This is a genomic window from Geobacillus sp. GHH01, assembly GCF_000336445.1.
GTDB classification, from domain to species: domain Bacteria; phylum Bacillota; class Bacilli; order Bacillales; family Anoxybacillaceae; genus Geobacillus; species Geobacillus zalihae.
This window is the reverse complement of record NC_020210.1, coordinates 378,112-391,096: the sequence shown is the minus strand read 5'-3', so window position 1 is coordinate 391,096 and position 12,985 is coordinate 378,112. Positions and strand designations below refer to the sequence as shown.

The following is a 12,985-nucleotide window of genomic DNA, read 5'->3' as shown; positions in this document are numbered from 1 at the left end:
TAAGAAAAGGCGCCCCGTTCGATTGGGGCACCACCTGTTGTTTTCCGCTTTACACCGCCGGTTTTTCCGTTGTCACATACGTTCCAGCGATAAAATCGTGAATGGAGCGTTTGTCTTCTCTCGCCGCGACCATAATCGCACTAATGATGAGACCAATGCCGAACGTGATAAAGTATACGAGTCCGCCAACGAACGAGCGCAAAAACATCGTGCCGATGCCGACTTTTCCGCCGTTGACTTTCGCAATCCGGATGCCAAGCATCCGCTTGCCGACCGTATATCCGTACCAAACAGCCGGAACGATTAACGCGTAAAGGATGTTCGCTAATGACGTAAACCAGTTCGTTTCCCAACTGCCAGTGATGAAATAGCCGATGATCGAAATCGGAATACCGACGACAATCGCATCCAACAAGTTAGCCAACAGCCGCTTCCAAAATCCAGCCGGATTTGTCACCGCCATATGCCTTCCCTCCTGTTGCCTTTTCTATATTGTATTCTCCATTAACAGTATAATTGTCTTCATTTTACCGTAAATGGCGTATAAAAGAAAATCGGTTTTTTCGACATCACATCGATTTTTTGCTTCGATGCGGTGGTCCCTGCTGCACACGCTCAAGATGATGGAATCGATCTTCTTGCAGCAATTTCTTTAGCCCAGCTTCGCCACCACAGCCGAAAAATCGTCTGGAAGCGGCCCTTTTTGCGCAAAATGGCGGCGCAGATGGTCCAAAAGCACTTGCTCGTCCAATAAAATATGCGGCGCCAGCGCATCGCGGAACGCTTCAATCTTTTGCCGGACGGAACCCGTTTCCCCTTCGATCGCCCCGTCGGAATACAACACAAGCGTCGCCCCCGGCTCGTAGCGCAACCGGCCGCTGTCGACAAAAAGGCGCGGAAGCAGCCCGATCGGCGCGCAGCCGCGGTCCAACTCCGCCACCGTTCCATCCGGTTGGAACAAAAACCCCGGCGGATGGCCGGCTGATGCATATTCAATCATCCGTTCCTTGACATCCACCAGAACATATACGGCGGTGAAATAATACGTCATCCGCCCGTTTTCATGGTACAACTGGCGCATATGGCGGTTCAACTCGCGAAACACTTCCGTCGGAACGATCCCTTTGCGGATGACGCCGTTTAAGAGCGAGCGGACCGACATGCAAATGAGCGAAGCCGCTGCCCCATGACCCATCACATCCATTAAAAAAATGCCGTACCGCTGTTTGTCGATCGGATACCAGGCGTACATATCGCCACCCAGCTCCCGCGATGGGATGTACGTTCCGGCAATCTGGATTCCTTTGGCCGACAACGGCTTGCTCAACACGCGCTTTTGCACCTCGCGGGCCAGCCGCAAGTCATCTTTCATCGCTGCGATGTATAGGTTCTCGTAAGTTGGACCGGCAAATAAAAACAAGTAAAACGCGATTTCTCCATCATGGCCGGGCACAGCCCGCACCGTCGTCTGCCTGACATAGACCGAACCGTTTTTCCGCCGCCAGCGCACCCACCCCCTCCATTCTCCACTTTCCCCAGTGCTCGCTTGAATCACCTCATAAAGCCAGGCCTCGTAATAACCCGCGTAAAGCGTATGCAACGGCTGACCGACAATCTCTACATCATGACCAGTGATTTTTGTGAACGCCGGATTGACAAACTGAACGACAAACTGGCCATCGGTGACGAGCATCGCCTGTTCCATCGCTTTGTACACTTGTTCAGCGAGCTGTCGTTCATTCTCGTTTCGCTTTGCTTCTGTCAGATCAGCGACAAACCCGCTGACGAGCCTCACTTCCCCGAATTGATCAAGCACAGGAAACGTCCGTTCAAGCACCCAACGGACAGAGCCATCCCGCTGATTGATGATGCGATACGTCTGGGCGCCCGCATCCGCTCCTGAAAGAAGCGACCATTTTCTTTCCGCCTTGGCGCGGTCATCTGGGTAAGCCACCTTTGCCCATATGTCTTGATCGCGGTAAAAGTCGTCCGGAGGCAGGCCGTACAGCTGCTCGCATGATGACGAAATGAACAAGAGCCGCCTTCGTTCCGGCGTTGCGAGCCAATACACATAGTCGCCCGGCCCAACGAACACATTCATTTTTTCCAAGCCGAGAAGCAACTCCCGCCACGCGAGGTGGTCATAACGTTGAACATGTTCCCAAAACCCATCCACCATAGAACGTCATTCTCCACTGAAATAATCCATGGCTTCCTTCTCTGTGGCAAATAGTTTGATAAACGAAGAAAATTTGACAATATGGAAAATTTCTGCAAGCGACCCTTCCACTCCGGCAATGACCAACTCTTTTTGTCGGGCTCTCGCCTCCATGACGCTGTCAGCGATGACACCGAGTCCGGCGCTGTTTATGTAGTTGACCCCCTCCATGTTGACGATCAATTGGTCCGCTCGTTTGTCCAGCAACCTCTCCAGCGCTTGACGGAATGATTCGACGTTGTTTAAGGTCACGAGTGTTGATTATCCAAAATTAGACATACGCCTTCCATAAATTTGGGCATACTCAAACAAAGCAGCGGCCATCCCGGATTTCCAATCGAGAGGAAGCTGCCCAGAGAAAAAACGGCGAACGAACGAAATGAAGGAAAGAGAGACGTTCGTCTGTTTTTTGGTTTGATCATACAGCCATCGCAGCAACACATACGCGATGAACGCCGCAAACAGTTGGTTGTATACCGCATTTTCCGTCGTGCCAAACAAGGTCGGGACATTCAGATATTGCTTCACCCAACGGAAAAAGACCTCAACAGTCCAACGTTGTTGGTACATGTCGGCAATGGTTTCCGCAGACGCATGGAAGAGGTTCGTCACGACCCGAATGTCGCGGCCATTCGCATCTCGAAAGATCACCACCCGGTGACGCTTGGTGGAGCGGTATTGTTTCGTTCCCAACTGGCACGTGAAGTCGGCTTGAACCGATGAAGATGTGCTGGAAAGGCGTTTCAAGCTTTTTTTCTGATGAAGTTCGATGTTGTCCTTCATCCGAATGACAAAGAGCTGATGCTGCTCCACAAATCGATCGAGGCGTTCGATTTTGAAATACGCCCGGTCTTCCACCAGCACTTGTTGAGCGTTCGTCAACTGTTCTCCCACCGGGCCATCGTGACGCAGTCCGATGGTTTCCACCACGTCTGCCGGCAACGAGGATTCCGGCGAATACGCGACGTGCAGCTTCACTCCGGCGCGTTCGCCGTGATACGGCGCCCATGGCAGGCGGTTTTTCCCGACCGTGACGGTCGTCGAATCCACCACCCGAAGCGGTTTGGGAAACCGAAGCGAACGGCGGGTTTGGCGGTTGCACTTGGAAATGATCAACGCCAACAAGCGTTTCATGATGTCATAGGGAACTTCTTTCGCTTTCTTGGATACAGTTGAATAATGGAATCGCGGCAATCCATACAGAGGCCCCACATCGGCTCCGTGGCGAAAGCTTTTCCATTGATGCATGGCGGCCAGCAGGAAGAAGTGAATCAACTCGCGCAACGTAAAGGTTCGAGACGAATCACGATACCCAACCGCTTCGGCAATCAGTTGAATCTCTTCATCCGAAACAAGTTTTTGCATCAAATTCGGGAGTGTGGTATGCTTGTTCATAGAGAGCACCTCCTGGGTTTGTTTGTGTCGCTACTCACATTCTACAGGAAAGGTGCTCTTTTTTCTATACCCTTTGGATTTTATTGGATAATCAACACGCCTGGTTTAAGGTAATATCTTCTGCCCATGTCAGCGTGCAAATTGCCCCTTGTTTTGTCTCCATCTTGTTTCCTCCAATGGTCACTCATTTTTTTGCATTTGCACATGCAAAACAAGACGTTGTTTCCTGCTCGCTTCACGTATACATCATCGACAATATGGGTGATCAGCTGCAGCCCTCTGCCACGCGGCCCTGTGTTGACGACATCGGTTTGGGCTACGGAGAAGCATCCTCCTCGCTGTTTGACAATGATCATCAACTGTCTCGCTTCCATTTTCCAAAATATCCTAAATGGCAGTTTTCTTGTTTTTTGACAATATTCATATGCATTCGTGCACGCTTCCTCTGTCGCGAGCCGAAGAAAAAGGCAATCACGCGGCAAAAACCCCATTCTCTTCGCCAGTTCCTCGGTAATGTCCATCGCTTTTAAAATGTCCGCCGTTTTCATGATCGCCATCGTTCGGATCATGGTCCTGGGCTTCATCGGCATTTCCCCTATCTTTGTTATGCTTATACACCGGCCAAAGCAACATGGCAGCTTTTCCACTATCGCACGTTCCAGCGCTGGGGAAAACGGATTCGAATGCTATTTTTCTCCTTTATTGTTCCATCTATCGAAAAATAGTTCTTATTTACTACAATTCATTATAATACAAAATGGGGCTCATTCCAATTTCCTACATCCAAAAAAAAAAGACATCATGGCACCCATCGTCCAATGATGTCCCCCTTAACGGCGCTGCCGGCGGTGGTTTAGTTGATACACAAGGGCAATCAACTGTGACCGATCGTTGACGCCAATTTTTTGAAAAATGTTTGTAATATGATTTTTCACGGTATGGACGCTAATGAACAGCCGTTCTGAAATTTCGCGATTGCTGCAGCCTTGAATGAGCAGCTCCAATACATCCATCTCCCGGGCTGTCAACTGCTTGGACAACATGTCGATATTGACCGTCCCATCATTCCCACCGTGAGCCTTGCCGCTGATCATCATCGCCCCAATCGCGGCCAACGCCGTCATATACACTTCCGCCTCTTTCGCTTCCCTTTCTTTCTTTATATGAACGGCGAGAACGCCATAGCGGCCATCGCTGACGAAAAACGGCACTTCCATCACCGATTTGCCCTCAACATCAAGCAGCGCCGGCACCTCGCTTTTCGCCTTCTCGCCGTGACAGCCATAGCGACGGCAGACATCATCCCGATAACGAACAGCCATTTCTACGTCCATCGCTCCTTCGCGGACAACGGCTGTTTGGCCATCGCTAGACCATACCACGCAGACGAAATCGCCGTAAGCGAGCTCCGCGGCAAATTCGGCCATCATCCGGATGATGTCTTCCTCGTTCTGCACCACACGCATGGCCCGTCCAATTTCCATCAACATCGACAGGCGCATCAAGTGGCGGTCCATTTTCATATCAACCTCTGTACATTTAGCCAGGAGCAGCCAATGTTGAACGAGGGCGGAACCGACCGAACGAAGCGCCGCCGGCAGTGAAGAGGACGCCTCGCTGCCGATCATGATCCATCCTTCCACTGCTTTCCCGTACGTCGCCGGATACGCAATCATCGCTTTCGGACGGATGCCATGGCGAACAAAAAAGGAAAAGCGTGGATCCAAAGCGGCATCTTGAACGTAAACCGAACGAAGCGGCGGCTCCGAAGACGAAAGCGGCGGAAACAACGCATCGATCATCTTGCCGCGCAGCTTTCCGGCCTTTTCCCCGCTTGCCGCCGCCACCATCCATCCTTGCGGACATTTGGCGATATACAACGCCATATCGACGCGTTCATCGAACGCCCGCAACTCAAAAAGCAGCTTGTCCACGTCCGCTAGGGCGGAGCTGTCCGCAACCACTGCTTCGAGCCGTTTTCCGTATTCACAGCATTGTTGCTTGCGGCGCTCGCCGCTGATTAATTCCCCGCATATGACCGCCATCTTTTCTATATCTTTTAACTTCGCTTCGACCGCCCGCGCCGGCAACGCCGCCACCTGTTCGATCGCTGACATCCATTCTCCAGTGTCCATCAGCGGTTGTTCGCAAATGAGCCATTTCGTTTCTTCCTCGATAAACACGCCTGCCCAAATCCAATATTCCGCCTTCTCATCGACAAACACGGGAGCGACGATGCTCTTCATGCCAAAACGCCCGACCGGCACGACCGATGGACGCTGCCATCCGTCCATGACAAGCTCCTGCGGGCAGAAAAACGATGGCGCTTCCCTTTTAGCGGCAAACAAAACGAACTCCGCCAACTCGGTCATATTCGATACTTTCGTCACGGGAGCGCCGTGATCATCGACGATCAGCATGCTCAACTCCGTCAATGCCGCGTATGCATCTTGAATATATTGCAACGATTCACGGATCACCACGCCTTCAACTCTCCTACAATACATTTTTATCCTTATCTATTATGGACAAACCATTTGCAAGAAATCAAGCATGAGCCCCCTCACAACAAAAATAAACCGGCGTGGGAGCCCTACGGACGACCCACGCCGGAACAAATCTTTTGAAACGGACAGAGGGCGACAAGCGCAGACCATTCGGAGAAAAGGCGTCACCAGTCAATGCGCAATTCAAGGGTGGCGAGGCAATCAGCCAGCTGCCGCTTAATCTCCGCCAATGCAACCTCCGTCTTGGCTTCTGCACGCAACACAAGAATCGGCTGGGTGTTCGACGGCCGCACCAACCCCCAGCCTTCCGGGAACTGGATGCGGGCGCCATCAACGTCAATAACCGGATAGCGGCCAGCGAACCGATTTTTCACCGCGGCAATGGCAGCCGCTTTTTTCTCTTCCGGGCAAGCAACTCGCGTCTCCGGCGTCGCCGCGTACCGCGGCACATCGGCAAACCACTCGGACAGCGGGCGCTCATCGTGCGACAGTAATCGAAGCAGGCGCCCAGCGGCGTACAGCGCATCGTCATAGCCGTAAAACTCATCATTGAAGAACAAATGACCAGACATTTCACCGGCAAATGGAATCTCCGGACGACGGCGCAACGTCGCTTTGACGTGCGAATGGCCGGTGCGATGGAAGAACGGTTTCCCGCCGAGCCGCTCAATTTCCTCAACAAGCGCTTGCGAACATTTCACTTCGACGGGCGCGTCGGCTCCCGGATGGCGCTTAAGAATCTCGCGCCAGAACAGCACCATCAGTTGGTCGCCCCAACGGATCGCACCCGTTTCATCCACAACCCCGATCCGATCGCCGTCGCCGTCAAACGCGATGCCAAGATCAGCCTGCTCCTTGCGCACCATCTCAATCAAGTCCGTTAAGTTCTCCGGCACGACCGGGTCCGGATGATGGTTCGGAAACGTCGGATCGGATTCACAGTAAAGCGGGACGACATCGCACCCCCATTCTTTGAGCACTTGTGGTGCAATGATCGATGGGGTGCCGTTGCCGCAGTCGACGACGACCTTCAGCTTGCGCGGACCGAGCTTAATTTTCTCCTTCAACATATTGATATATGCCGGAGCAAGGTCAAGCGTTTCCTCGCGCCCGCGCGCTGTTTCAGGACGCGGCTGTTCCTGGCTGAGCCGCTCCATCGCCCGCCGCAGCGCTTGGATGCGCTCGCCATAAATTGTCGTTTTTCCCATGGCAATTTTAAATCCGTTCTCATCCCCTGGGTTATGGCTGGCGGTGATGATCATGCCGCATGGAATATTCGTGTAGTATAAGCTGTAGTAAAACATCGGCGTCGTCGAAAGCCCAATATCGACGACATCGCAGCCGCCATCGAGCAGCCCATCTTTGAGCGCCCGATGCAAGCCAGGCGATGACAGACGATTGTCATGACCGACAACCGCCCTCTTCTCGCCTTCCTTTTGCATCATGTCGGCAAAGGCCCGTCCGAGCCAATACGCGAACGACTCATCGAGCTCCTCACCGGCTCGTCCGCGGATGTCGTATTCTTTAAACACGTGTGCCGGCCATGCGAACGGTTTCGTTGTTGACGTATTCATCGACAACCACCTCCACCGAAATCGATTGAGCGATTGCTGCTGTTAACAAGTACGACAATGTTGACTCCGCCCCCCGATTCGGGTTTGGGCCGTTCGGGCCAAGCCCGTCGCAGCAACTGCCGTCGCTTGGGTCCGCAAGCGGCGCGTTGCCGTCGTTTTGTCCGTAAAACCAAGCGAGGCAGCGGCGGACGACGCCGCGATAACGCTCGTCGTCCGTTGCCCAATACGCTTCGCGCGCCGCCAAAGCGAGCTTCATCACATCAAGCGGCTGTTGATCCCAATCAGCGCGGTAGCGGCGGCTGCACCAGCCGCGGTTGCCGACCGGACGGATGACACCTCCCGGTCCGCTCATTTTTTCAATAAGGAAAGCAAGGCTTTTTTCCGCCACTTCCTTCACCTCATCCCGCGGCGCGCGCCGATATGCCGTCCAAAGCGCCCACGGCAGCACCCCGTTGGCGTACGTCAACTCCGGCTCATACCAATGCCAATCGTCGCCAGCATGCTCCCAATACGCCGCAAGCAGCCGCTGCTCAAGCCGTGCAGCCAAAGCTGCCACTTCCTCTTGATCGACGCCAAGCGGGCGTCCTTCTGTCAATAAGACGCCGCAAGTGGCCACCCCCCAGGCGACGCCGCGCAGCGAACGAAGCTCCCAAGCCGCCGGCATGGCCCGCCGCAACATATCTGCTGCCGCCTCGCGCCGCGCCGGATCGCTGAGGCGAACGTAAGCCAACGCCGCCGCCCAAAACGACCGCCCGAAGCAGTCGTCTGACGGCGTTTCCTCTTCTTTTGTCCGATCGAAGAAAAAGTTGTTATGGAACGTGCCATCATCGTTTTGCGCCCAAAGCAAAAACGCCAAATACCGGTCAAGCAAACGGTGCAGCCGCTCTTTCTCTCCTTTGTCTTCACATAGCGCCAGCCATTCCAGGCACGCCCAAATGGCGCGGGCGTTGTCATCGGTCGAATAACCCTCGCGACGGCGCGGGATGCGGCCAAGGCTATGCTCAAGCAATCCGGTGTCGTCAGTCATGCGCTCGAGATGGTCGAACTTAATGACTGACGGTGCCAATGGTCTTCACCTCCCCACGTTTCGCGTCGCACATGCGCGCAAACAAGGCGACATGCTGTTCGCCGACGCGCGGCCAATGCGTGTTTGCCCCGATTTGGCGCACCTTTTCCTCCCATCGCTTCAGCGCCGCCTCGTCGGCCAACAGCTGCCCGAGCCGCTCTTCCCAGGCGGTCGTATCGCCATACGGCAACAACAGCTCTTCACAACCTTGCAACAAATCGCGCGCATGCTCATACGGCGTCGAAACGACCGGACGGCCGACGCCGACCGCATAGGCAAGTGTGCCGCTTGTGATTTGCTGCATGCCCGGGTACGGGGTGACGTATAGATCGCACGCCGTCAAATAATCGATCAATTCCTCTTCGCTGAAATACCGAGCTTCCATGTGGACATGGCGCTCAAGCCCTAAACGGTGAATGAGCGATTTCAACTCCTCGCGATATGCTTCTCCTTCCCTCTTTTTCACTTCTGGGTGCGTCTGTCCGGCGATGACATACAGGGCTTCCGGCACCTTGCGAACAACCTCCGGCAATGCGGTCAAGACTGACTCAATGCCTTTGCCGCGGCTTAGAAGCCCGAACGTCAACATCACTTTGCGGCCGCTGAATCCGAGGCGGCGGCGAAGCGAATCGCGATTTTCGCTGCTTGGGCCTGGAGCACCGTGCGGAATGTAGACAATTTTTTCTTCCGGCAGGCCAAACGCTTTGACCAAATACGGGATCGCCTGCCGGTTCATGACGATGATCGCATCGCTTGCCGCCGCGATCTTTTCTTGAATCGGGCGGTACGGCAGCGGCGGTTCGGCAAACACCGTATGGAACGTCGTCACAAGCGGCTTTTCGAGCGCGGCGATGAAATCAAGAATGTATTCCCCCGCCTCGCCGCCGAAAATGCCGAACTCATGCTGCAATAAAACGATGTCAATGTCGCTTTCATTCACCCGTTTGGCCATCTCGGCATAAGCGGCGCGGTTTTGCGCCGGGAGCGGCCAATACGCCGGGTTGTGGCGATAGGCGTCATCGCCGTCGCTTTCGTTGTACAACACGATGACGCGGTCGCCATCGGACGGTCCGCGGACGCCGTCAATACTTTGCCGCAAATGTTCCGTAAACGTCGCCAGCCCGCACCGCCGCGGCGGATACGTGCTGACGTACGCGATTCGAATCATGCTTGCACCGCCTCCTTAAACTGGTTGATGATTGAATCCTCGAACACTTCTCCCGCCGTCGTCACCGTCCGGTAGCCGAAAATGCTGTTTTGCAACCGGCTGCGGTCGCGGATGACAGAGCGGTCCCAAACGATGGTTTGCGCGCAATGGACGCGGGCGCCAATTTGGCAGCGGTCGCCGATGACCGCATTCGGGCCAATGACGGCCTGCGGACCGATTTTCACGTGGTCGCCGATGAGCACAGGCGGCACAAACAAAACGCCAGACCCAATCTCCACGTTTTCACCGACAAACACGCCCGGTTGAATTTCACGTCCTTTGAGCGGAATCGGAAACTCCCGACGCAACGCATCCCAATGCACTTGGCGGTAGCGGGCCGGCGTCCCCATATCGCGCCAGTATCCGTCACTGACGATGCCATAGACACCGACATTCTTCTCGATCAGCAGCGGGAATGTTTCGCGTTCAATCGATACTTCCCGCTCAGCCGGAATATAGCGCATCACATCCGACTCGAAAATATACATGCCGGCATTGATCCGGTTCGATGGCGCTTCTTCGCGGCGCGGCTTTTCGACAAAGCGTAAAATTTGCCCACGATCGTCTTGTTCGACCACCCCATAGGAAGAAGGATCGTCTACTTCCGTTAAAACAATGGTCGCCAAACCGCCATGTTGACGATGGAAATCAAGCAGCGGGATCAATTGCGGCAAATGCACAATGTCGGCGTTAAACACGAGAAACCGTTCCTTCAGCCAGCGCTCGGCGTTTTTGATCGCCCCAGCCGTTCCGAGCGGGAACGGTTCGAGCGCGTATGTAATCTTGACGTTCCAGCGCTTCCCATCTTCGAAATAGCGACGGATCACTTCTGAACAATGATGTGCGGCGATGACAAATTCGTTGACTCCTTGGTCGCGAAGATGAACGATGAGGTGTTCAAGCCATGGCCGGTTCGCAATCGGGGCCATCGGTTTGGGGATGTTTTCGGTCAATGGACGAAGACGTGTGCCTAATCCTCCTGCCAGCAACAATGCTTTCATTTCGTCATCCCTCCATATCTTTTTTTCACAAAAATAGACACCTTTTTTGACGGATGAACGAGAAAATGAAAGTAGTTCATAGATTGCTAGCACTCGGCTGCGATGGTTGCTAATAATAATATACATAATATTCCTCCTTCTATGCAAGCGAAATGATTGTCGGATGGTGTCGATGAGGAATGATTGATGCTTGCCAATTTCAAAACTTTCATTTTCTCGTTCTTCTTTTTCTTTGCGGTATAATGAACATCGTTAATGCTATATATATGTGAGGGAGGAGGAGAATACGCCATGATTTCTTCATTTTTCCGTTACCGTGTCGGCATCGCCGGCGCCGGTGCGTTCGCTGAATTTTTAGCCGGCGCGCTCGCCCCGCTTCCTTCCTTTCATCTTGCTGCCGTCGCCGGCCGAACGGACGCAAAGCGCCAGCGCGTCATCGACGCCTATCGCCGCCGTCAGCCGCAGGCGGGCGACGTGCGCGAATACCGCGAAGCTGAACAATTGATCGTTGACCCGCATGTTGACATCGTCATTCTCACCACCCCGCCGCATTTGCACGCCCCGCTTGCCGAGCGGGCGCTTGAGGAAGGAAAACATGTGCTGCTTGAAAAGCCAGGCGGCCTCACCGCCGAGGCGTTGCGGGCGAACATCCGGCTTGCCGCCCGCCAAAACCGGGCGTTGGCGGTCAATCTCGTCTTGCGCTACCATCCGCTCACAGAAGCTGTCAAGCAACTCATCCACCGCGCGCTTCTTGGACCAGTGGACTACGCAAGCCTTCACAACGCGGCTCACCGCGTCGCCAAAGGCCATTGGTTTTGGGACGAGCGGCGAAGCGGAGGCATTCTCATTGAACACGGCGTCCACTTTTTTGAAGTCGGCCGCGATTGGTTTGGCGAAGCGGTTTCCGCCCACGGATTCGCGCTTCAGGAAACAGACGGCACACGGCCGCGCGTCGGCGCCACGGTGATTCATGAAAACAACGGCCGGCGCATCCCCGTTCATTATTACCACGGCTTTACGATGGACCCTGCCGCTTCAGAATCGACGCACTGGGACATTCATACGAAACGCGGCCGCATCGTGCTTGACGGCTGGATTCCGACGCAGCTGTCCGTCTCCGGCCTCGTCACTGACGAGGAGGCAGCCTGCATTGACGCCTGGCTTGACGCCATCCCGACAAAGCCGTCGGCTGACGCTATCGAACAACTGCAGCAAGCGGCCGACCGGCTGTTGCCGCCCACGGAACCTTCAGCCGCTCCGCGCCGCCCATACGAGCGCACTGTGGTGCTCTCGGACCGCCACGGGTGGTACGAAGCGATCGCTCAAACGCGCTTTCTTGATTTTTGCCGTTTGATCGAAAACCCGAGCTGGCGCGTCCTCGTCACCGCCGAAGACGCCGCCGCCGACCTCTCCTTGGCCGAAACGTGCACCGTGACGGATAAAGCAGTCGACCCACTTGACATCCGCTAACTGCTGACACCAAAAGAGCCTGGTGCGGCCACATGGCAAACGGCCGCAACCAGGCTTTCTTCACCTCAATCGGCGATAGATCTCGGTCTCATCAGAACGTCCAAAACGCCCTTCTGCGCTTCCCTCTCGACCAACAATGCCTCAACAGTCGGAATGTCCGCCGGCGCCCACTCAAGCGAGCGCAATGCTTGAAGCGGCACCCACCGAAGCTCAGCATGCTCCCGCGCCCGCGGCTCCCCATCGGTCAGGCAAGCTTCGTACGTGCGCAAATGAATCACGGCATGTTCGTATTCGTGAAATACATCAGCCAGCAGCTTGCCAACTGAAACGGTGCAACCAAGCTCCTCGCGAATTTCCCGGACTAAGGCCGCTTCCGGACTTTCCCCTTCCTCCACTTTGCCGCCGGGAAACTCCCACACGTTTGGAAGCGACATATTTGGCGCACGCAACGCGCATAACACATCCCCCTGTTCATTGAAGATGGCTGCCCCGACAACGTGAACGACCCGTTTCATTCATAACCCGCCCTTCTCATCCATATGCGCCA

12 protein-coding genes are annotated in these 12,985 nt (G+C 54.7%); 1 reads left to right on the top strand and 11 read right to left on the bottom strand.

The window, feature by feature from the left end; all coding sequences use genetic code 11:
* Window positions 1–49: 49 nt before the first annotated feature.
* The 10 genes from GHH_RS01980 to GHH_RS01935 form a co-directional block, all read right to left on the bottom strand.
* Window positions 50–463 carry an RDD family protein gene (locus GHH_RS01980; protein WP_015373893.1) on the bottom strand — a complete coding sequence of 138 codons (414 nt, stop codon included), beginning with the start codon at window positions 461–463 and terminating at the stop codon, window positions 50–52.
* 189 nt (window positions 464–652) lie between these two features.
* Window positions 653–2,179, bottom strand: coding sequence for a PP2C family protein-serine/threonine phosphatase (locus GHH_RS01975; RefSeq protein ID WP_015373892.1), 1,527 nt, complete (start codon window positions 2,177–2,179; stop codon window positions 653–655).
* 6 nt (window positions 2,180–2,185) lie between these two features.
* Window positions 2,186–2,470, bottom strand: a complete 285-nt coding sequence (locus GHH_RS01970; protein WP_015373891.1) for an STAS domain-containing protein — start codon at window positions 2,468–2,470, stop codon at window positions 2,186–2,188.
* A 9-nt stretch (window positions 2,471–2,479) separates the two neighbouring features.
* Entirely contained in the window at window positions 2,480–3,613 is a 1,134-nt protein-coding gene (locus GHH_RS01965) for an IS4-like element IS5377 family transposase (RefSeq protein WP_015373890.1), read from the bottom strand.
* An 80-nt stretch (window positions 3,614–3,693) separates the two neighbouring features.
* The gene (locus tag GHH_RS01960; RefSeq protein ID WP_015373889.1) at window positions 3,694–4,197 is read right to left on the bottom strand and encodes an ATP-binding protein; all 504 of its coding nucleotides are present in this window, start codon (window positions 4,195–4,197) and stop codon (window positions 3,694–3,696) included.
* A 246-nt stretch (window positions 4,198–4,443) separates the two neighbouring features.
* Window positions 4,444–6,096, bottom strand: a complete 1,653-nt coding sequence (locus tag GHH_RS01955; protein ID WP_015373888.1) for a helix-turn-helix transcriptional regulator — start codon at window positions 6,094–6,096, stop codon at window positions 4,444–4,446.
* Between the two features lie 188 nt (window positions 6,097–6,284).
* A complete protein-coding gene (locus GHH_RS01950) occupies window positions 6,285–7,694 on the bottom strand; it encodes a phosphomannomutase/phosphoglucomutase (protein WP_015373887.1) in 1,410 nt (469 codons plus the stop codon).
* Window positions 7,645–8,760, bottom strand: a complete 1,116-nt coding sequence (locus GHH_RS01945) for a six-hairpin glycosidase (RefSeq protein ID WP_015373886.1) — start codon at window positions 8,758–8,760, stop codon at window positions 7,645–7,647. Before GHH_RS01945 ends, GHH_RS01950 begins: the two co-directional genes overlap by 50 nt.
* Entirely contained in the window at window positions 8,741–9,928 is a 1,188-nt protein-coding gene (locus GHH_RS01940; RefSeq protein ID WP_015373885.1) for a glycosyltransferase family 4 protein, read from the bottom strand. Before GHH_RS01940 ends, GHH_RS01945 begins: the two co-directional genes overlap by 20 nt.
* Window positions 9,925–10,968 carry an NDP-sugar synthase gene (locus tag GHH_RS01935; RefSeq protein WP_015373884.1) on the bottom strand — a complete coding sequence of 348 codons (1,044 nt, stop codon included), beginning with the start codon at window positions 10,966–10,968 and terminating at the stop codon, window positions 9,925–9,927. Before GHH_RS01935 ends, GHH_RS01940 begins: the two co-directional genes overlap by 4 nt.
* Window positions 10,969–11,259: 291 nt before the next feature.
* Between GHH_RS01935 and GHH_RS01930 the strand changes: the two genes are divergently transcribed.
* A complete protein-coding gene (locus GHH_RS01930; protein ID WP_015373883.1) occupies window positions 11,260–12,438 on the top strand; it encodes a Gfo/Idh/MocA family protein in 1,179 nt (392 codons plus the stop codon).
* 65 nt (window positions 12,439–12,503) lie between these two features.
* Here GHH_RS01930 and GHH_RS01925 read toward each other — a convergent pair whose 3' ends face one another.
* Entirely contained in the window at window positions 12,504–12,953 is a 450-nt protein-coding gene (locus GHH_RS01925) for a (deoxy)nucleoside triphosphate pyrophosphohydrolase (protein ID WP_015373882.1), read from the bottom strand.
* Between the last annotated feature and the right edge of the window lie 32 nt (window positions 12,954–12,985).

Bases quoted from the DNA above. Each gene is read 5' to 3' on its own strand.
- GHH_RS01930 (WP_015373883.1), top strand. From the start codon at position 11,260: ATGATTTCTTCATTTTTCCGTTACCGTGTCGGCATCGCCGGCGCCGGT.
- GHH_RS01980 (WP_015373893.1), bottom strand. From the start codon at position 463: ATGGCGGTGACAAATCCGGCTGGATTTTGGAAGCGGCTGTTGGCTAAC.
- GHH_RS01975 (WP_015373892.1), bottom strand. From the start codon at position 2,179: ATGGTGGATGGGTTTTGGGAACATGTTCAACGTTATGACCACCTCGCG.
- GHH_RS01965 (WP_015373890.1), bottom strand. From the start codon at position 3,613: ATGAACAAGCATACCACACTCCCGAATTTGATGCAAAAACTTGTTTCG.
- GHH_RS01950 (WP_015373887.1), bottom strand. From the start codon at position 7,694: ATGAATACGTCAACAACGAAACCGTTCGCATGGCCGGCACACGTGTTT.
- GHH_RS01935 (WP_015373884.1), bottom strand. From the start codon at position 10,968: ATGAAAGCATTGTTGCTGGCAGGAGGATTAGGCACACGTCTTCGTCCA.
- GHH_RS01940 (WP_015373885.1), bottom strand. From the start codon at position 9,928: ATGATTCGAATCGCGTACGTCAGCACGTATCCGCCGCGGCGGTGCGGG.
- GHH_RS01960 (WP_015373889.1), bottom strand. From the start codon at position 4,197: ATGAAGCCCAGGACCATGATCCGAACGATGGCGATCATGAAAACGGCG.
- GHH_RS01925 (WP_015373882.1), bottom strand. From the start codon at position 12,953: ATGAAACGGGTCGTTCACGTTGTCGGGGCAGCCATCTTCAATGAACAG.